The sequence below is a fragment of the Methylobacterium phyllosphaerae genome (assembly GCF_001936175.1).
Classification (GTDB): domain Bacteria; phylum Pseudomonadota; class Alphaproteobacteria; order Rhizobiales; family Beijerinckiaceae; genus Methylobacterium; species Methylobacterium fujisawaense.
Genome location: NZ_CP015367.1, coordinates 2,658,487 through 2,676,569, shown reverse-complemented (window position 1 = coordinate 2,676,569; position 18,083 = coordinate 2,658,487). Strand labels below are relative to the sequence as shown.

Genomic DNA, 18,083 nt, shown 5'->3' with positions numbered 1-18,083 from the left:
GTGCTGAAAAGAGCGGTTCCGTGCCGACCTTGAAAACACACTGAATTCGTAACGCAAAATTAGGCGGCTTTTGGGGCTGGCGACCGGCCGGCCCCCGAAACGGCGCCGACGCGACGTTTCGGCAGGATGCTGCCGCATCCGGCATGAACCATGCGACCGGTGCTGGGCGCATCTCCGTGAGGGCGGCGGAGCGCGTGGTCAGGGTTTCGGGCGCGATCCCCGACCGGCTTGAGGCCTCCATGAACCGTCCCCCGGTCGGCCGCTTGCGCATCGCGATCCTCACGCACTCGACCCATCCGCGCGGCGGCGTGGCCCACGCTCTGGCTCTCGGAGAGGCCCTGTGCCGGCTCGGCCACGAGGCGGTCGTCCACGCCCCCGATCCGACCGGACGCGGCTTCTTCCGCGCGGCGCGATGTCCGGCGATCTCGGTCGCGGCTAAGCCGGTGGGCGGATCGGCTGCCGCGCTGGTCGGTGCCCGGATCGCCGACTACCTCGCCCATTTCTCCACCCCCGCCGCCTGCGACTTCGATGTGTTTCACGCTCAATGCTGCATCAGCGGCAACGCCCTCGCCACGTTGACCCGCCGCCGCCTCATCCCGGGCTTCGTGCGCACCGTCCACCACATCGACGCGTCTACGGATGCGCAGCTTGCGCAGTGGGAGGAGCGGGCGATCCTCGATGCCGGGCGCCTGCTCTGCCTCAGCCGGACCTGGGCGGCGACGCTGGCCGTGGAATACGGCGCCCGGGCCGAGGTGGTCGGCACCGGCGTGGATAGCGCGACCTACACGCCCGATCCCGGACCGGAGGACGAGGCTCTCCGTCGAAGCCTCGGTCTCGGCGGCGGCCCGGTCTTCCTCAGCGTCGGCGGGTTCGAGGCGCGCAAGAACACGTTGGCGGTGATCGAGGCCTTCGCGGCCCTGCGTCGCGCCCATCCCGGCGCGCAGCTCGTCGTGGCCGGCGGCGCCTCGCTGCTCGACCATGCGGGATACGAGGCCCGCTGCTGCGCCGCCCTCGAGCGCGAGGGGCTCGCGGTCGGCACCGGCCGTCCGGTGATCCGCACCGGCCCGGTGGACCAGGCAGACATGCCGAGCCTCTACCGGATCGCCGATACCCTGGTGTTTCCCTCGCTCATGGAAGGCTACGGCTTGTGCGTCCTGGAGGCCATGGCCTGCGGCACGCCGGTGATCGTCTCCGCCCGTCCGCCCTTCACCGAGTATCTCGCCCCCGGCGAGGCCCTGTCGGTGAACCCGGAAGACACGGGCGCCATCGCGGCGGCCATGGAGGCGAGTCTCGAACCGGGCCGGCGGGGGCGCCTGCGCAATGCCGGCCGGGAGGTCGCCCGGGCCCATGTCTGGGACGCCTGCGCCGCGCGCCACCTGCCGACCTACGCGGAACTGGCGCCCCGGGACGCGCCGGTGCTGCCGGCCGCGACGGGGGCGGCGGCCTGGAACACCCTTCGGATCCCCCGCGATGCCTGAGATGCGTTTCCATATCCGCTGGCCGGACGGCACCCGCGAGGCCTGCTACGCGCCCTCGTTGGTGATCAAGGAGCACCTCGCGGTCGGGCAGGACTATCCCGTCGCGGAATTCGTCGCCCTGAGCCGCCTTGCCCTGGGCATCGCCAGCGCGCGCGTCCGCGCCCGCTACGGGTTTCCCTGCGGCCGCGCCGAGGCGCAGCTCGCCCGGATCGAGGAAACCGCGCGCCGGCAGGCGCCGGGAACCGTGTACGTCGAATCCTTCGAGGTCTGACGCCGGGCTTCGATCGGCCCGGCCGCGGGGCTTCGGACCTCAGGGGGACGGGAGCGCCGTCCCCGACGAGCGGCCTTGCGGCGAGGCGACGCAGGACGGGTGCGTGTCCCCGGCGTGTTGTCCGCAGGATCGATGGGACGAGGACAGGCGTCGGCGATGATGACCCGGATTGCGGCGGCCCTGGTCCTGGCCGCGTCACCCGCGGCGGCGCAGACGCGGCCGTCCAGCACGGCCATGACCTGCCAGCAGACGATCCGCCTCGTTCAGGCCCGGGGCGCCCTGGTCCTGGGGACCGGCGGCATGACCTACGACCGGTTCGTCCGCGACCGGTCGTTCTGCGAGCCCACCGAAATCGCCAAGCGCGCCTTCCGTCCGACCCGCGACAACCCGAACTGCCTGATCGGCTACACCTGCTACGAGCCGGGGGCCGGCGACTGGTTCGGCGCTGACTACTAGTCCGCTTACTGGTCCGCGGCGTCGTTGGAGCGCCCCGGCGGCCGTCAGCCCGCGTCCGGTGCGGCGCGCGCGGGTTCGAGGGCCACGATCACCCGGCGATCCCCCGCCCGGCGGGTGAAGCCCGTCGCGTCGAGGTGCTCCAGCAGGGGGATCGAGAACTTGCGCGAGATTCCCAGCGTGGCGCCCGCTTCCCGGGCCAGGAAGCCCATGTCGGGCGTCCCGGCCTCGGGGAAGGCCTCCACGAGGCGGGTCTTGGCGGTGGCGACCGCCTCCCGGTGGAACAGGACGGCGCGGCGCTGGACCCGGTCGACGGCGCGGATCACCGTGCCGGCGCCCACGAGGTAGGTGAGCGCTTCGCGCCGCCGCACGTCGCGTCCGATGGCCTCCGCCTCGTCGGGCGGGCTGAGTCCCGCGCGGCGGAAGACCTGTTCCAGCCGGCGGGCGGCCTCGCTCTCGTTGCGGGCCGGGTCGAACTCGGCTCGCCGCCACAGGGCGCCCGCCTGGGCGACAGCGCCCGCGGCCGCGAGGTCGCGCAGCACCGCACCGGTCACCGTCTCGGGCAGCGCCAGGGCACGGGCGAGCCGCTCCAGGGCGATCCCGTGATCCATCGGGTTGTCGCGGTGATGGTGGGCGAGGGCCGCCAGCGTGCCGCTGCGCAGGGCCGCGAAGGCTGCGGCGCCGATGTAGCGGTCGCCGATCGCGCGGGCGCCCGCTTCGGAGAGAATCTGCCGGGCGCGCTCCGGCGCGATGCCGGCGATCCGGGCGAGTTCGATGAGGGGTGCCCCGGCCGCGCCCAGCTGACCGAGGCGGACCGTGATCGCCTCTCCGGCATGGCCTGCCGCGAGTGCGGCCAGGTCCGCCATGACCCGCGGGTCGTGGCGCCGACGGCGGCGGCTCGCCGGATCGAGGATCCGCCCGCCCGCCACCGTGACGGAGGGCGAGTCGAGCCGCAGCACGAAAGGCTCCCGTGCCGGCACGGCGACCGGTTCGCCGAGATGGAGTTGGGCCTGGGTGCTGGCGCCGGGCTCCAGGGCATCACGGTCGAGCAGGCGCAGCCGCGCCTCGACCTCGGTGGTCCCGAACAGAAGGCGACAGGCCGAGCCCCCCGCCAGGGCGTCCGCACCGGCCGCCGCGGTGATCGTCACATCGAGCCACGCGCTCGGGGCGAGCAGGCCCGGCGGCGACAAAGCCTGCCCGCGGGCGACCTCGTCGAGGTCGATCCCGCGCAGGGCGACCGCGGTGCGGCGCCCGGGCTCGGCGCGCTCCACCGCACGTCCGTGAATCTGGAGGCCACGCACCACCGCCGTGCGGCCGCCGGGCGCGATCTCCACCGTGTCGCCGACGGCGAGCGGTCCGCGCCGCAGCGTCCCGGTGACGACGGTGCCGAATCCCGGCCGGGAGAAGACCCGGTCCACCGGAAGATACGGGAAGCCGTCGTCGCGGCCGGGCTCCGTCTCGTCCAGCAGCCCCGACAGGGCGGCCGACAGCTCCGGCAGGCCGGCGCCGGTGACGGTCGACGTCGCGATGACCGGACCGGCCGCGATCCCCGCGCGGGCGGCGGCGGCGGCGATCTCGGCCGCGCGGGCCGCCACGGTCTCAGGCGTCGCCAGGTCCGCCTTGGTCAGCGCCAGCACGCCGCGGCGCACGCCGATGAGGCGGGCGATCTCCAGATGCTCCACCGTCTGCGGCTTGATGCCCTCGTGCGCGTCCACCGCCAGCAGGACGGCCCGCATGCCGGTGGCGCCGGAAATCATGGCGCGGACGAACCGCTCGTGGCCCGGCAGATCCACGAGGTCGATCTCACCGCGATCGGACGCCAGCAGCGCGAAGCCCGGCACGATGGATACGCCGCGGGCGCGCTCCTCCTTCAGCCGGTCGGTCTCGACGCCCGTGAGCGCCCGGACGAGGGCCGTCTTGCCGTGATCGACGTGCCCGATCACGCCGACGAGGAGTGTCTTCAATGCAGTCACCGACCGGACCATCTCCGCGGTGCCGCCGTCCACCCGGGGCGCACCGCTCGCGCGAAAGAAGAATCCGCCGCGCCGGCGCGTTGCGGCGCCGTTGGCCGCCGGACGGTCGGGGCGGGGGCGTGCGCGGCAGATGGATTGTGGACAATTTGTCTTGCCACGTCGTGCCGTTCCGGGAAAGCGCGTTTTTAACGCAGTGCAGCATGGCGCTTCCGTGCCGGAGTGCCGCGCTCTCTGCTTGACGCCGGGAGGCCCGCCGCCTTTGGTGGATCGGGTGCGTCGGACGGTCACGCCCCGATGCCGATGCCGCGGGGGCCGATGCAACCCAGGGGCATCTGTGCATCGTTAGGCGAGGCAGGTCATCAAGAGGAGCGTATGAGCGACACCGAGAGCCACGCCGCCGAGGAACCCCGCGAGGTCGAGTTGAAGCTCGACTGCGCCGGTGCGGACCTGACGGCGCTCGCGTCCCACCCCCGGCTGAAGCACGCGGCGACAGCCGAGCCCGAACGGTTGGTCACCACCTATTACGACACCCCCGACGGCGCGCTTCGCGAGGCCGGCTTGACCCTCCGGGTGCGCGCCAAGGGCGGCCGGCACATCCAGACCGTGAAGGCCGGGAGCGGCGGCGTCGGCCTGTTCGACCGGGCCGAGTGGGAAACCGAGATCGCCGGGGAAGCGCCGGACCCGGCCGCCTGGGCCGACACGGCGGCGGAGCGGATCCTGCGCAAGGCCGACGCCCCTCTGGAGCGGGTCTTCTCCACCGTCGTGATGCGCCGGGAGATCCCGGTGGAGCAGGGCACGTCCCGGATTCTCGTCACGCTGGACGAGGGCCAGGTCGAGACTGCGCGGGGCCATGCACCGCTCTGCGAAGTCGAGCTGGAACTTCAGGACGGCGACCCGGCCGATCTGTTCGTCCTGGCCCAGTCCCTCGCCGAGACCGTGCCGCTGCGCCTCGGCGTGCGCGCGAAGAGCGCCGTCGGCTACGCCCTGCTCGACGGGCGCGGCCCGGCGGTGGTGAAGGCCGAGCCGGTGGACCTGCCGGAGGGAGCGAGTGCCGGGGACGTCTTCCGTCACGTGGCGCGCGCCTGCCTGCGCCACATGCGCCTCAACGAGACCGCCTTCCTGGAGGGGGGGCGCCCGCCCGAGGCCCTGCACCAGATCCGCGTCTCCCTGCGGCGCCTGCGCTCGGCGCTGTCGCTGTTCGGTCCGATGCTGCAGGCCGATCCCCGGGGCGCGGGCTTCAACGATTCGATCAAGCAGGTCACCGAGCCATTCGGTCACGCCCGCAACCTCGACGTGTTCCTCAGCGACACGCTTCCGGATCTCGCGAAGCAGCGGCCCGACGAGCCCGGCCTCGACGCGCTGCGCCAGCGGGCCGAAGCGGAGCGCGCCGTCGCCTACGAGGCCGTGATGGCGACCCTGGAAAGCCCGCGATGGCGCGCGCTCATCATCGACCTGGCCGGCTGGGTCGAGGCGGGGTCCTGGGCCGACGGGCCCGACGCCGCCGTCGACGGGCGGCACTTCGCGGCGCAGGTGCTCGATAAGGCGCGGTCGCGGCTGAAGAAGCGCGGGCGCGGTCTCCGACACCTCGACCCGCATACCCGCCATCGGGCCCGGATCGCCGCCAAGAAGCTGCGCTACGGCGCCGAGTTCTTCGCCGATCTCTACCGGAAGAAGAAAGCAGTCCGCCGGCAGGAGAAGTTCGGCGCCGCGCTCTCGGACCTGCAGGACCATCTCGGCGCACTCAACGATCTGGAGACGGCCCGGTCGATGACCGAGAGCCTGTCCGGCCCGCCGATGCCGGGACCGGACGACCCCGGGGCTCAGAAGCTGCTCGACGCCGCCGCGGAGGCCCGGTCCGACCTCCTCGACGTCAAGCCGTTCTGGCGCTGACGCGATCCGGGCCGCACTGTGGGCCGGAGCCGGGTCTGCGCGGCGCCCCTCGTGAGAGCGGTGCCGCGCAGGCCATGCTGACCTGCGCGCCCGGCGGCTCGTCGTCTCCGGGGACGTCTGATCCGGAGACGCGGCTTCGGGATCTTCGAGAACTCTGACCGTCGGGGGAGCCCGGCGCCGCAACGGCAACCCGCGTCGACGGGGCGAGCGCCCGAACCGTACCGGAGGCCGAACGGGTCGATCCGCGTCGCGCCGAGCCACGGAACGCGCTTTTTGACGGACGGAGCGCCGACCGACCCGGGGCGTTTATCGGCGCGGGTTACAGATCCGGCGCCCGCCGGCCCGCGGCCCTGTCGATAGCGGCGGAGTATTGCCCGGGGGAGACCGCCGCCGGCTCGAAGCGCGGGCCTGGGGGGCACCCGAACTTCGTTCCGGCGGCGTGACGACGTGCACGGCTTCCGCGGAGGGGGAATCGCTGAAGCCGCATTTCGCCGGCCGCGCTTTGGAACGCGGTCGACCGAAAATCTCGCATGGCCATGTTGCCGAAGGATGTCTGGTCTCGGGTTCCGACCCCTTTTATGGGCTGACCTTCGGGGATGGGTTTCCTCCGCGCCGCCGTCTGCTATCCCTCCCGATCACTCCCGACGTCCGACCCTGCCGCCGACAGTCCCGAATGAGCCTTCTGCGCGATCTCTTCGGCCATGTCGGCCGTACCGTGACGGCCTATGCCGGTGACAAGGCGCTGATGCTCGCGGCGGTCTCGGCCGCGGCCAACGTCATCGTCGCCGACGGCGAGGTCGCCGGTCCGGAATTCGACGCGGCTCTGCTCGGCCTGAAGGCCGACCCGGTCCTGATGAAGGGCTACGACGCTTTGATGCTGGAGACCGAACTCTACGAGGGCATCGCCCGGGCGCGGACCCGGCTCGGCCGGGCCGAGAATCTGCGCCATGTGGCGGCGGTCGCCGAGCGCCCCGCGAACCAGCGCGAGAACGTCTTCCTGATCGCCGCGGACGTCGCCGATCAGGACGGGATCAGCAACATCGAGGCGAGCGCCCTCGGCGAGATCGCCGTAGCCCTGCGGGTCGACGCGATCGGACTGCTCCGCGCGAATCCGGTCCGGCGCCCGCCGGTCTGACAGATCCGGTTGGCATCGCGGTTGCTCGGCGCGGACGCGCTGCCCAGCCGGCCGCACCCGCCTATAAAGACCCCGTCGCACGGCGACCCGCCGTGAAAGGAACCGGCATGGCCGAGATGAGCCTCAGCAAGACCCACAACCTGCGCGCCGATGGTGCGCGACTCTGGGCGACGATCCTGGAGACCGCGGCGTTCGGCGGCACGCCGGCCGGCGGCATCAACCGCCTGACGCTCTCGGCCGAGGACGGCCAGGTCCGCGACTGGTTCCGGGAGGCCTGCGAGGCGGCCGGGCTGACGGTGTCGGTCGATGCGCTGGGCACCCAATACGCCCTGCGGCCGGGCCGGGACATGGCCCGCAAGCCGATCGCCTTCGGCTCGCACCTCGACACCCAGCCCACCGGCGGCAAGTTCGACGGCGTCCTCGGCGTCCTGGCGGGCCTCGAGGTGATGCGCAGCCTGAACGATGCCGGGATCGAGACCGAGGCGCCGCTCCTCGTGGTCAACTGGACCAATGAGGAAGGCTCGCGCTTCGCCCCCGCCATGATGGCCTCGGCGGCCTATGCGGGAGACTTCACCACCGACGAGATCCTGGCCAAGCGCGACGCCGCCGACACGACGGTGGCGGAAGCCCTCGACGCCATCGGCTATCGCGGGGTCGAGGCCGTCGGCACGCGGGAGATCGGCGCTTTCGTGGAATTGCATATCGAGCAGGGCCCGATCCTGGAAGCCGAGGGCAAGACCATCGGCGTGGTCGAGGGCGGCCAGGGCATCATGTGGTTCGACGGCGTCATCACCGGCTTCGAGAGCCATGCCGGCACCACGCCGATGCCGCGCCGCCGGGACGCGCTGCTCGCCCTCTCCGAGTTCGCCCTCGCGGCCGAGCGGATCGCCCTGGCGCACGCGCCCTCTGCCGTGGCCACGATCGGCGAGGCTGCGATCCTGGCGCCGTCCCGCAACGTCGTGCCGGGCCGGGTCGCCTTCACGGTGGATGTGCGAGACCCGCGCTCGGCGACCCTCGACGCCATGGAGGCGGCCCTGGTCGAGGCGGCCGCCGAGATCGCCGGACGCCGTCGCCTGGAGATCGCGCTGACGCGGATCTGGCGGAAGGAGCCGGTGCCGTTCGATCCCGCCATCGTGGCGGCGATCGATGCGGCCGCCGAGAGCCTGGGGCATGCGCGGCGCCGGATCATTTCGGGCGCCGGCCACGATGCCTGCAACCTCGCCGCCAAGGTGCCCGCCGCGATGATCTTCGTGCCGTGCAAGGACGGGATCAGCCACAACGAGGCCGAATCCGCCACACAGGCCGACTGCGCGGCCGGCGCCGACGTGCTGCTGCAGACCGTGCTCCGTCTCGCCAACGCCCCGCGCACCTAGAAACCTGCAGCCTGGTGGTTCCGGCCGCACAGGAGAAGCGGCGCGCCGATCCTCGGACGTCGCCGATCCGAGACCGCGTTGCCATCGTCCCGGGCTCGCCTCCGGCGCCTCGGAATGATGGCAGCGCGGCCGCAAGCCCCTCGGTCCGGAGGTGTACCGCGGCGGAAAATCCCGTAAGGACCGCTCCATGAGCGCGCGATCCTACCGCGACGCCAAGGGCCGGCCGCTCGTCGCGGTGACCGGCATCGGCGTCGTTTCCTCCCTCGGTCGGGGACAGGCCGATACCTGGACGGCCATGACCGAGGGCCGGTCCGGCATCCATGCCATCGCGCGGTTTCCCACCGACGGTCTGCGCACGCGCATCGCCGGGACGGTGGACTTCCTCGACACCGATCCCCTCGTCGCGCCGCTCCTGTCGGAGCGGTTCGCCGCCGTCGCCGCCGAGGAAGCGGTGGCGCAGGCCGGGATCGGCACCAGCGGCGATTTCCCGGGCGCGCTGTTCATCGCGGTCCCGCCGGTGGAGATGGAATGGCCCCAGCGGCAGGCGCTGGCCGAGGCCGCGGGCGGCGACGGTCCGGTCGACTATGCCGGCCTGCTGCGGGCTGCCGCGACGCGCCGCTTCGATCCCTGGCACGACCTGTTCATCTTCGGCACGGTCGCCGACCGCATCGCCGACCGTTTCGGCACCAAGGGCTCGCCGATCTCGCTCTCCACCGCCTGCTCGTCGGGGGCCACGGCGATCCAGCTCGGCGTCGAGGCGATCCGGCGCGGCGAGACCGCGGCGGCGCTCTGCATCGGCACCGACGGGTCGGTGAACCCGGAATCACTGATCCGCTTCTCGCTGCTCTCGGCGCTCTCCACCCGCAACGATGCGCCGGAAGCGGCCTCGAAGCCGTTCTCGAAGGACCGGGACGGCTTCGTGATGGGCGAGGGCGCGGCCGCTCTGGTTCTTGAGGACGCCGAGGCCGCGATCGCCCGGGGCGCCGCGATCCTCGGCTACGTCCTTGGCTGCGGCGAGAAGGGCGACGGCTTCCATCGCACCCGCTCCAGTCCCGACGGCGCGCCGATCATCGCGGCGATCCGGGCCAGCCTTGAGGATGCCGGCGTCGCGGCCGAGGCGATCGACACGGTGAACGCGCATGGCACCTCGACGCCGGAGAACGACAAGATGGAGGCCCTGGGCCTGGGGGCCGTGTTCGGCGCCCGCGCGGCCAGCCTGCCGGTGACCTCGAACAAGTCGATGATCGGCCACACCCTGACGGCGGCGGGCGCCATCGAGGCCGCGGTCTCGCTCCTGACCATCCGCCACGGCCGTATCCCGCCGACCATCAACCACCGGGTGCCGGACCCCACCATCGCCCTCGACATCGTCGAGACCGCCCGCGACCTGCCGGTGCGCACGGTGCTGTCGAACTCGTTCGGCTTCGGCGGCCAGAACACCTGCCTGGTCTTCGGCGCGGAGCCCGCGTGAGCGCCGCACCTGCCCAGAGCCGCGTCCTCGTGACCGGCGGCGCGTCCGGAATCGGCGCCGCGATCGTCCGCGCCCTGGCCGAGGCCGGGCTGAGCGTCGACTTCACCTATCGCGCCTCCGCCGAGGCCGCGCAGGCCTTGCTGGCCGACCTGCGTGCGGCGCATCCGGACCGGGCCTTCGCGGCCCATTCCGTCGATCTCGGCGATCGGGGGGCGCTGGAGGCGTTCTGCGAGATCGCGGAAGCGGCGGGCTATTACGGCCTCGTCCACAATGCCGGCCAGTCCTGTGACGCCCTCGCGGCGATGCTCGATCAGGAGCGGGCCGAGGCGGCCATGCAGGTCAACTTCTTCTCGTTGACGCGGCTCGCCAAGTCGCTCGTCCGGGAGATGACCCGGGCGCGGTCGGGCCGCATCGTGGCGATCGGGTCCGTCGCCGCCATGCGGGCGAATGCCGGCAACGCGGCCTACGCGGCCACCAAGGGCGCGCTCATCGCCTATTGCCGCACGCTGGCGATCGAAACCGCCAAGCGCGGTGTGACCGTCAACGTGATCGCCCCGGGCTTCGTCGACACCGCCATGATGGAGCGCTACGCCGCCTACCGGGACGGGATGGAGCGCCAGATTCCCGCCGGCCGGTTCGGGCGGCCCGAGGATGTCGCGGCGCTGACGGCCTTCCTGATGGGCGAGGGCGCCGCCTACATCACGGGGGCCGTGCTGCCCGTCGATGGCGGCCTGACCGCCATGATGGGTGTCCACCGGTCCTGACCGGTGGCCCCGCCGAACCGGACCATCCTGACGATGCGCGCCAGCTTCGCCCTATCCGCCGCCATCTGCTGTGCGGCCGTCCTGATCCCGGGCCACGCCCGGGCGGAGCCGCAGGTCTACCGGATCTCCGGCCTGCCGCCGGGCGAGCCGCTCAGCATCCGCGCCGAGCCGGATCCGTCCGCCGAGCAGATCGGCGAGATCCGCACGCGTGCCCTGGTCTTCGGCTGCACCAACGACACGCCGAGCCGCACCACGTGGTGCCGGGTGAAGGCCGGACGGGTCCTGGGCTGGGCGCGGCGGCGATATCTGGCGCCGGAGTGATGAGAGAGACGATGAAAGCCCTGCAGCTGTTCGGCGACCGCGACCTGCGCCTGACCGAGATCGAGCCGCCGCCCGCACCGGGCGCCGACGAGGTCCGGATCCGCATCCGCGCCGTCGGCCTCAATTTCATCGATGTCTGGGGCTTCCGCGGCATGGCCTTCGCCAAGCGGAAGATGCCGCTGATCGTCGGCGCGGAAGCGGCCGGGATCGTCGAGTCGGTCGGAGCGGGGGTCACCGGCCTCGCGGCCGGGGACCGGGTCGTGCCCTACGGGGCCATGACCTGCGGCCGATGCCGGGCCTGCCGCGAGGGGCGTGACAACCTCTGCGAGGACGTGTCCGGGGTGATGGGCTTCCATCTCGACGGCTTCGCCCGGGAGTTGGTCACCCTGCCGGCCCGCCTCGTCGTGAAGGTGCCGGACGGGGTCAGCGATACCGACGCCGCCTGTGCGGGCATCGCCTTCGGCACGGTCCAGCACATGCTGTTCGACAATGCCCGGCTGGAGCCCGGCGAGAGCGTGCTGGTCCATGCCGGCGGCTCGGGCATCGGCACCGGGGCGATCCGCATGGCCAAGGCGATCGGCTGCACCGTCTACACGACCGTCGGTGATGACGAGAAAGGCCGCAAGGCCGCGGAACTCGGCGCCGACCACGTCATCAACTACCGCACCGAGCGCTTCGAGGGCGAGGTCCGCCGGCTGACGAAGCGCAAGGGCGTCGACGTGGTGTTCGAGCATGTCGGCGCCGACACCTGGAACGGCTCCCTGCTCTGTCTGAAGCGCGGCGGCCGCCTCGTGACCTGCGGGTCGACCTCGGGTGTCTCGACCACCATGAACCTGATGCAGCTGTTTCAGCAGCAATACCGCATCACCGGCTCTTTCGGCTGCTCGCTCGCCAATATCGGTCAGTCGCTCGCGAAGATGGAAGCCGGCATCCGGCCGGTCGTCGACACGGTGTACCCGCTCGCCGATTTCGCGCAGGGTCTGGAGCGGCTCGAATCGCGCCGGGTGTTCGGCAAGATCCTCGTCAGCCTGTAGCGCCGACGGCGGCGCGCCCGTCGGGCGCTGCAATGTCTCCGGGTGTCGCGATCAACATTTCGCGCCGCGAGAGACTTGGCGTAAACGTCGCCGTACGGGTCGCTGGGGGGCCGCCCGGACCGTATCCCTGGAATCGATTGTGCTGCGTCTCGCCCTCCTGCTGAAACGATCGTACCCGCGCCTCGCGGGCTTCGCCATGGTTCCGGTGATCCGGGCCCTGGTCCTTCTGGCGCGCCTCCTCGGGCCGGTGCGGTCCACGGCGTTCGCGGCGCTGCTGCTGCGCACCCTCGGACCGCTCCTGCCGGCGCACCGCACCGCGATGGCGAATCTGCGGGCGGCGTTCCCCGACATGCCGGACGCGGAGCGGAGACGGATCGCCCTGGAGGCCTGGGACAATCTCGGGCGGACGGGGGCCGAGTACGCCCATCTCGACACCCTGTTCGATTACGATCCCGCCGCGACGGGGCCGATGCGGACCGAGGTGTCGGGCATCGAGCACTTCTACGCCCTGCGCGACGACGGCGAGCCGGGTCTCATCTTCTCGGCGCATCTGGCGAATTGGGAGCTGCCGGCGATCTGCGCGGCCCGGTTCGGCCTGGACGCCACCGCGGTCTTCCGCCCGCCCAACAATCCGGCCGCGGCGCGCCTGGTCCAGGAGGTCCGGCGCAAGACGATGGGCGGCTTGGCCGCATCTACGCCGGGGGCCGTCTTCGCCATGCGCGACGTGGTCGAGAATGGCGGCCATCTGGGCCAGCTCATCGATCAGCATTTCACCCGCGGCGTCGTGGTGAATTTCCTCGGCCGGCCCTGCCTCGCCAACCCGCTGCTCGCCAAGCTCGCCCGCCATTACGACTGCCCGGTCCATGGCGTGCGCGTCGTGCGCCTGCCGGAGGGCCGCTTCCGCCTCGACCTGACCCCGCCCCTCGACCTGCCCCGGGCCGCCGACGGGACCATCGACGTGGCCGGCGCCATGCAGGCGATGACAGCCGTCGTGGAGGGCTGGGTGCGCGAAAATCCCGGGCAGTGGCTGTGGATGCATCGCCGCTGGCGGCCCGACATGCTGCCGAGGGCAAGAGTGACCCCAGCACTATCTCAACCGACGGTATAGGCTTCTCAAGCCAACGTGATTTCACCTTCGGCCTCCCAGACGGTCTGATGGATCGATGACGCCCCGGCCCCGCGCCCCGATCCGCGACCGCCGCGCGCTCCGCGCCGCCGTGTTGGCCTGCGCGGCGCTCGCCGCCATGCCGGCGCGGGCCGAGCCGGTCCGCGCCGTCGTGGAATTGTTCACCAGCCAGGGATGCGGCGCCTGCCGGGCCGCGGACCCGGTTCTGCGCGATCTGGCCCGCAAGCCCGGCGTCGTCGCCCTGACCCTGCCGGTGACCTACTGGGACTATCTCGGCTGGAAGGACACGCTGGCGCTGCGGCCGTTGACCGAACGCCAGCGGGCCTACGCCCGGGGCCGGGGGGCGCGGCAGGTCTTCACACCGCAAGTGGTGGTTGACGGCAACGGATTCGCCGTGGGCTCCGACCGGCCGGCCCTGGACCGGCTGATCCGCGAGGCCTGCCAGCACGGCGGGTTGCCGGTCCCGGTGCGGGGGGAGATGAAGGGCGACCGGATCCTGGTGGAGGTCGGGGCGGCCCCGGAGGCTAAGACCGAGATCCGCGGCGATGTCTGGCTCGTGCCGGTGCTGCGCAGCCGCGCCATCGCGATCCAGGCCGGGGAGAATGGCGGCCGGACGGCGACCTACGTGAACGTCGTGCGGGGCATGCAGCGCCTCGGCCACTGGACGGGCCAGCCAATCAGTTTCGAGGTGCCCGATGCCCAGGCCCACATCGCCGACGCGGACAGCTGGGTCGTCCTCCTGCAGGGCGCGGCCGATGGCAGGCCGGGCCGCATCTTCGGCGCCGCGAAGGGACCCGGGCTGTAGCGCCCGGGTGCCGGCTACGCCTATTTCAGCGAGATCGGGTCGATCTGTCGGCGGCCCTCGCGCTCGTGGCGCGCCCGGGACTCGCGCGCCAGCGCCGCGAGCCGGCCGTCGAGCCGGTCGGACAGGCGGCCTACCAGCCCGATCGCGCCGTCGATCATCCGGCTGACGAGCGCGACGGTACCGGTGACGGCTCCGACGATCCCGCTCTCGATGGCGCGACCGATTCGGCGAACAAGCTTCATGTCGACGGACTCTGGAAAGGCGGCGCCATCAGCGCCTCGGTCCGCGGCAGGTAGGGCAGCGCGTTGGGAGCGTGATGCGGCGGAAAGCGGCGCAGATCCGCGTGCCGGGGGCGGAACTTTTCCGCGACGCGGCCCCCATTTGCGCAGTGCGGCCGGACGGCCTGAACCGGCGGGGTGGCAGGCTCGTTGCAGAGGTGTGAGCGTCCGCCGTTCCGCACAGGCGCTTGCCATCGAGGGTCGACCATGCGGCGACGCCCGTTTCTGTCCGGGATGCTTGCCGCCCTGTCGCTGGCCGGTCGCCGCGCCCATGCGGCCGATCCGGGGGTGGACCTCCTCCTCGTCCTGGCGGCGGACGTGTCGCTCAGCATCAGCGCGGCCCGGTTCGAACTCGAGCGCAGGGGCTACGCGGAGGCCTTCGCGGATCCGCGCGTGCTCCGCGCCATCGGCGAGGGCCCGACCGGCCGCATCGGCGTCGCCCTGTTCGACTGGGCCGGCCCCGGCGAGCAGCAGGTGGCGGTCGACTGGATGGTGATCGGCTCGGCCGGCGATGCGGCCGCCTTCGCCGCCCGTCTGCTGACCGTACCGCGCCCGTTCTATGGCCGCACCGCCATCGGCTCGGCGATCGCCTTCGCCACCGATCTGCTGGCGCGGGCGCCGTTCCGCGCCGACCGGCGGGTGATCGACATCTCGGGCGACGGCACCGGCAATGCCGGGCGCTCCATCGCGGAGGCCCGGGACGCCGCCGTGGCATCCGGCATCACGGTGAACGGCATCGTGATCCTCAGCGCTCCCGAGGGGATGCCGGACTTTCTAAAAGAACACACCAACCCGTCGGGCGGTCTGGCGGCGTATTACCGGGCCGTCGTCATCGGCGGCGAGGGCGCCTTCGTGATGACCGCCGAGAGCTTCGCGGCCTTCGGCCGCGCGCTCATCGCCAAGCTCGTGCGCGAGATCGCCTGATCGTCACCCGGATCCCAGAGGACCCACCATCGATGCGCCTCGCCGTCCTCCAGTTCACGCACGAGACCGTGACGTTCCTGCCGAATGACACGACCCGGGACGACTTCATTTATCCCGGTTCGCCGGCGGCCGGAGACGCGCTGCTCGCCACCGATCCCAAGGGCTACATGGGCGGCTTCGTGCAGGTGGCGCGGGAATACGACGGCGTCGCGCTGGTCGGCATCACCTCGCCGCTCTGGCCGCGCACCGGCACCGCCTCCGGCTGGATCACTGCGGACGCCTACGCGCATTTCCTCGGACGGATGATCTCGGAGTTGCGGGAGACGGGTCCGTTCGACGGCGTCTACCTCGCGCTGCACGGCGCGATGGCGGTGCGCGGCGTTCCCCGGCCCGAGGCCGACATCGCCCGGCAGGTCCGCGCGGCGGTGGGCGACGCGGCGGTTCTCGTCGGGACCTTCGATCTGCACGGGAACGAGGATCAGGCCTTCCTCGACCATGCCGACCTGGCCTTCGCGGTGAAGTATTTCCCGCATTACGACGGCCACCTCCAGGGCCAGCGGGCCGCCCGGATGCTGGTCCGCGCCGTGCGCGGCGATTACCGGCCGGCGCATCGGACCCTCAAGGTGCCGATCCTGTCACCCACCGTGGTCCAATGGACCGGTGCCACGCCCTGGGCCGACCTCGTGCAGCGCGCCCTCGTCTGGGAGGCGCGCGAGCCGGACGTGTTCGTCAACGTCTTCTTCGGCTTCCCGTGGGGCGATGCTCCGGATGGCGGGATGACCGTGCAGGCGATCACCAACGGCGATCCGGACCTCGCCGACCGCGCGGCGCGGGACGTCGCGGATTTCGCGTGGCGGCAGCGGCGTTCGCTGCTCGAGGCGACGCGGATCCATACGATCGCCGACGGCGTGCGCCTCGCCCGGGCGGCGGTCGCGGAGGGCGCCGTTCCGGTCGTCCTCGCCGACCACAGCGACCGGTCCGGCCGGGCGACCTGGCTGCTGGGCGAGATCCTCCGGCAAGGTCTCACCCGCACCCTGGTCGCCACCGTCGCATCGCCCGCGGTCCTGGCGGCGGCGCGGGAGATCGCGGTGGGCGACCCGTTCGACGCACCGGTCGGCGGCGGCGGCGACCCGTCCGCGGGCGATCCGGTGCGGATCACCGGAACCGTGCTGCGCGTCGTCGCGGCACCGGAGCCCGGTGTCGCCGGCAGCGGCGGTGGCGGCGGAACCTGGATCTGCGTCGCCTTCGGAGGCGGCAACGTGCTCGTCCTGAGCCCGCAGCTCGCGCAGATCGTCGACCCGGAGGAGCTGTGGCGTCTCGGCCTGGAGCCGGCCGATTTCGACGTCGTGGCGATCAAGTCGCGGGTGCATTTCCGGCGCGGCTTCGACGACAGCGGCTACGCCCGCACGATCCTGCTGGTGGAGCCCCCGGAGCCGTTCCTCGGGACGGTGCGGCTCGATCATCTCCCCTACGCGCAGATGCAAGCGGCCCACTTCTATCCCTACGGCGATCCGCCCGGCCCGGTCCCGTCCGATCGTTGACCGAGCCCTCGGGGACGACAGGTGGCGTCTCCCGTCACCCCCGGGTGCTCGCCCTGCACGTCCGAGACCGCTAGGTTCATCCCGCACGCGCTCGGTGAAGCGCGGCGAGGGAGGGACGGAATGCGGATTTCGGCCGACAGGCTGTCCGCCTATGTGCGGGACATCTTCGTGCGCGAGGGCTGCGCCGAGCCGGAGGCCGAACGGATCGGCCGGTTCCTGGTGGCGGCCAACCTCACCGGCCACGACAGCCACGGGGTCGTCCGGGTGACCCGCTACGTCGAATGGCTGCGCGCGGGCGAGGTCGAGGCCGGCCGCACGCCCGAGATCGTCACCGACGCGCCGAACTTCGCCCTCGTGGACGCCCATTACGGATTCGGCCAGACGGCCGGCCCCGTCGCCGTCGATCTCGGGATCGCCAAGGCGCGGGAGAACGGTGTCGCGATCATTGCCCTGCGGCATGCCGGGCATATCGGCCGGATCGGCGAGTGGGCCGAGCGGGCGGCGGCCGCGGGGCTCGTCTCGGTGCATTTCGTCAACGTGGCGGGCAGCCTCCTCGTGGCGCCTTTCGGCTCGGTGGAGCGCCGGTTCTCGACAGCGCCGTTCGCCGCCGGCTTCCCGGTTCCGGATTCCGAGCCGATCATCCTCGACTTCGCCACCTCGCTGGTGGCCGAGGGCAAGGTGCTCGTCGCGTCCCGGGGCGGCAAGCCGCTGCCGGAGGGCGCGCTGATCGAGCCCGACGGCCGCCTGAGCGCCGATCCGGCGACGCTGTTCGGACCGCTGGAGGGCGTCGAGCGCGACAACCAGCGCGGCGCCGGGGCGATCCGGGCCTTCGGCGAGCACAAGGGATCCGGCCTCGCGCTGATGTGCGAGCTGCTCGCCGGCGCGCTCACCGGCTCCGGAACCGCCGGCCCCGGGCAGCGGCGGATCTGCAACGGCATGCTGTCGATCTACGTCACGCCCGCCGCCCTCGGCACCGAGGATGTGCTCGCCGCCGAGACACGGGCCTATCTCGATTTCTTCAAGAGCGCCAAGCCGATGCCCGGCGCCGAGGTTCTGCTGCCGGGCGAGCCGGAGCGGCGGATGCGCGCCGAACGCCTCGCCGAGGGCGTGCCGCTGCCCGAGCCCGTCTGGGAAACCCTCCTGGCCGCCGGCCGGCCGCACGGCCTCGACGGGAACGCCTACCGCGACTGAGCCGGACAAGGCCCGGCGCCACACCACGATCGGCGGCGACCCCCGGCCAAAACGG

General features: G+C 72.3%; 17 protein-coding genes. 15 read left to right on the top strand and 2 right to left on the bottom strand.

The features are described 5' to 3' along the window. The first annotated feature begins 239 nt into the window (after window positions 1–239). The 3 genes from MCBMB27_RS11985 (at window position 240) to MCBMB27_RS11975 (ending at window position 2,205) form a co-directional block, all read left to right on the top strand. A complete protein-coding gene (locus tag MCBMB27_RS11985) occupies window positions 240–1,478 on the top strand; it encodes an MSMEG_0565 family glycosyltransferase (RefSeq protein ID WP_043351689.1) in 1,239 nt (412 codons plus the stop codon). Further along, window positions 1,471–1,749, top strand: coding sequence for an MSMEG_0570 family nitrogen starvation response protein (locus tag MCBMB27_RS11980; RefSeq protein ID WP_043758334.1), 279 nt, complete (start codon window positions 1,471–1,473; stop codon window positions 1,747–1,749). Before MCBMB27_RS11985 ends, MCBMB27_RS11980 begins: the two co-directional genes overlap by 8 nt. A gap of 156 nt (window positions 1,750–1,905) precedes the next feature. Then, window positions 1,906–2,205, top strand: a complete 300-nt coding sequence (locus MCBMB27_RS11975) for a hypothetical protein (protein WP_078947409.1) — start codon at window positions 1,906–1,908, stop codon at window positions 2,203–2,205. Window positions 2,206–2,249: 44 nt separating this feature from the next. On the opposite strand, the gene selB is transcribed toward MCBMB27_RS11975, so the two are convergent. Then, the gene (gene selB / locus MCBMB27_RS11970) at window positions 2,250–4,187 is read right to left on the bottom strand and encodes a selenocysteine-specific translation elongation factor (protein WP_051044814.1); all 1,938 of its coding nucleotides are present in this window, start codon (window positions 4,185–4,187) and stop codon (window positions 2,250–2,252) included. A gap of 360 nt (window positions 4,188–4,547) precedes the next feature. Between selB and MCBMB27_RS11965 the strand changes: the two genes are divergently transcribed. The 9 genes from MCBMB27_RS11965 to MCBMB27_RS11925 all read left to right on the top strand — a co-directional run bounded on the left by MCBMB27_RS11965 (window position 4,548) and on the right by MCBMB27_RS11925 (window position 14,094). Then, window positions 4,548–6,065, top strand: a complete 1,518-nt coding sequence (locus MCBMB27_RS11965; RefSeq protein ID WP_075380501.1) for a CYTH and CHAD domain-containing protein — start codon at window positions 4,548–4,550, stop codon at window positions 6,063–6,065. A gap of 673 nt (window positions 6,066–6,738) precedes the next feature. Next, on the top strand, window positions 6,739–7,200 hold the full coding sequence (locus MCBMB27_RS11960) for a tellurite resistance TerB family protein (RefSeq protein WP_043351693.1): 462 nt from the start codon (window positions 6,739–6,741) through the stop codon (window positions 7,198–7,200). Between the two features lie 107 nt (window positions 7,201–7,307). Further along, the gene (locus MCBMB27_RS11955) at window positions 7,308–8,573 is read left to right on the top strand and encodes a Zn-dependent hydrolase (protein WP_091955143.1); all 1,266 of its coding nucleotides are present in this window, start codon (window positions 7,308–7,310) and stop codon (window positions 8,571–8,573) included. Window positions 8,574–8,760: 187 nt separating this feature from the next. Beyond that, window positions 8,761–10,044, top strand: coding sequence for a beta-ketoacyl-ACP synthase (locus MCBMB27_RS11950; RefSeq protein WP_043378480.1), 1,284 nt, complete (start codon window positions 8,761–8,763; stop codon window positions 10,042–10,044). Further along, the gene (locus MCBMB27_RS11945) at window positions 10,041–10,808 is read left to right on the top strand and encodes an SDR family oxidoreductase (RefSeq protein WP_075380500.1); all 768 of its coding nucleotides are present in this window, start codon (window positions 10,041–10,043) and stop codon (window positions 10,806–10,808) included. Before MCBMB27_RS11950 ends, MCBMB27_RS11945 begins: the two co-directional genes overlap by 4 nt. A 3-nt stretch (window positions 10,809–10,811) precedes the next feature. Continuing rightward, window positions 10,812–11,129 carry an SH3 domain-containing protein gene (locus MCBMB27_RS11940; protein ID WP_083683486.1) on the top strand — a complete coding sequence of 106 codons (318 nt, stop codon included), beginning with the start codon at window positions 10,812–10,814 and terminating at the stop codon, window positions 11,127–11,129. 11 nt (window positions 11,130–11,140) lie between these two features. Continuing rightward, window positions 11,141–12,163 (top strand): zinc-binding dehydrogenase, encoded by a 1,023-nt coding sequence (locus MCBMB27_RS11935; protein WP_043352778.1) that lies wholly within the window; start codon window positions 11,141–11,143, stop codon window positions 12,161–12,163. Between the two features lie 139 nt (window positions 12,164–12,302). Beyond that, window positions 12,303–13,271, top strand: a complete 969-nt coding sequence (locus MCBMB27_RS11930; RefSeq protein ID WP_075380499.1) for a lipid A biosynthesis lauroyl acyltransferase — start codon at window positions 12,303–12,305, stop codon at window positions 13,269–13,271. 55 nt (window positions 13,272–13,326) lie between these two features. After that, window positions 13,327–14,094 (top strand): DUF1223 domain-containing protein, encoded by a 768-nt coding sequence (locus tag MCBMB27_RS11925; RefSeq protein ID WP_051975901.1) that lies wholly within the window; start codon window positions 13,327–13,329, stop codon window positions 14,092–14,094. Between the two features lie 20 nt (window positions 14,095–14,114). Here the strand turns inward: MCBMB27_RS11925 and MCBMB27_RS11920 are convergent, their stop codons facing one another. Then, window positions 14,115–14,336 (bottom strand): hypothetical protein, encoded by a 222-nt coding sequence (locus MCBMB27_RS11920; protein WP_075380498.1) that lies wholly within the window; start codon window positions 14,334–14,336, stop codon window positions 14,115–14,117. A gap of 243 nt (window positions 14,337–14,579) precedes the next feature. Between MCBMB27_RS11920 and MCBMB27_RS11915 the strand changes: the two genes are divergently transcribed. The 3 genes from MCBMB27_RS11915 (at window position 14,580) to MCBMB27_RS11905 (ending at window position 18,028) form a co-directional block, all read left to right on the top strand. Further along, window positions 14,580–15,296, top strand: a complete 717-nt coding sequence (locus tag MCBMB27_RS11915) for a DUF1194 domain-containing protein (protein ID WP_075380497.1) — start codon at window positions 14,580–14,582, stop codon at window positions 15,294–15,296. A gap of 32 nt (window positions 15,297–15,328) precedes the next feature. Further along, a complete protein-coding gene (locus tag MCBMB27_RS11910; protein WP_075380496.1) occupies window positions 15,329–16,837 on the top strand; it encodes a M81 family metallopeptidase in 1,509 nt (502 codons plus the stop codon). A gap of 120 nt (window positions 16,838–16,957) precedes the next feature. Continuing rightward, entirely contained in the window at window positions 16,958–18,028 is a 1,071-nt protein-coding gene (locus tag MCBMB27_RS11905; protein ID WP_043758305.1) for a malate/lactate/ureidoglycolate dehydrogenase, read from the top strand. Window positions 18,029–18,083 lie beyond the last annotated feature (55 nt).

Coding starts and splice junctions, on each gene's coding strand:
- MCBMB27_RS11985 (WP_043351689.1), top strand. CDS start 240: ATGAACCGTCCCCCGGTCGGCCGCTTGCGCATCGCGATCCTCACGCAC.
- MCBMB27_RS11980 (WP_043758334.1), top strand. CDS start 1,471: ATGCCTGAGATGCGTTTCCATATCCGCTGGCCGGACGGCACCCGCGAG.
- MCBMB27_RS11975 (WP_078947409.1), top strand. CDS start 1,906: ATGATGACCCGGATTGCGGCGGCCCTGGTCCTGGCCGCGTCACCCGCG.
- selB (WP_051044814.1), bottom strand. CDS start 4,187: ATGGTCCGGTCGGTGACTGCATTGAAGACACTCCTCGTCGGCGTGATC.
- MCBMB27_RS11965 (WP_075380501.1), top strand. CDS start 4,548: ATGAGCGACACCGAGAGCCACGCCGCCGAGGAACCCCGCGAGGTCGAG.
- MCBMB27_RS11960 (WP_043351693.1), top strand. CDS start 6,739: ATGAGCCTTCTGCGCGATCTCTTCGGCCATGTCGGCCGTACCGTGACG.
- MCBMB27_RS11955 (WP_091955143.1), top strand. CDS start 7,308: ATGGCCGAGATGAGCCTCAGCAAGACCCACAACCTGCGCGCCGATGGT.
- MCBMB27_RS11950 (WP_043378480.1), top strand. CDS start 8,761: ATGAGCGCGCGATCCTACCGCGACGCCAAGGGCCGGCCGCTCGTCGCG.
- MCBMB27_RS11935 (WP_043352778.1), top strand. CDS start 11,141: ATGAAAGCCCTGCAGCTGTTCGGCGACCGCGACCTGCGCCTGACCGAG.
- MCBMB27_RS11925 (WP_051975901.1), top strand. CDS start 13,327: ATGACGCCCCGGCCCCGCGCCCCGATCCGCGACCGCCGCGCGCTCCGC.
- MCBMB27_RS11920 (WP_075380498.1), bottom strand. CDS start 14,336: ATGAAGCTTGTTCGCCGAATCGGTCGCGCCATCGAGAGCGGGATCGTC.
- MCBMB27_RS11915 (WP_075380497.1), top strand. CDS start 14,580: ATGCGGCGACGCCCGTTTCTGTCCGGGATGCTTGCCGCCCTGTCGCTG.
- MCBMB27_RS11910 (WP_075380496.1), top strand. CDS start 15,329: ATGCGCCTCGCCGTCCTCCAGTTCACGCACGAGACCGTGACGTTCCTG.
- MCBMB27_RS11905 (WP_043758305.1), top strand. CDS start 16,958: ATGCGGATTTCGGCCGACAGGCTGTCCGCCTATGTGCGGGACATCTTC.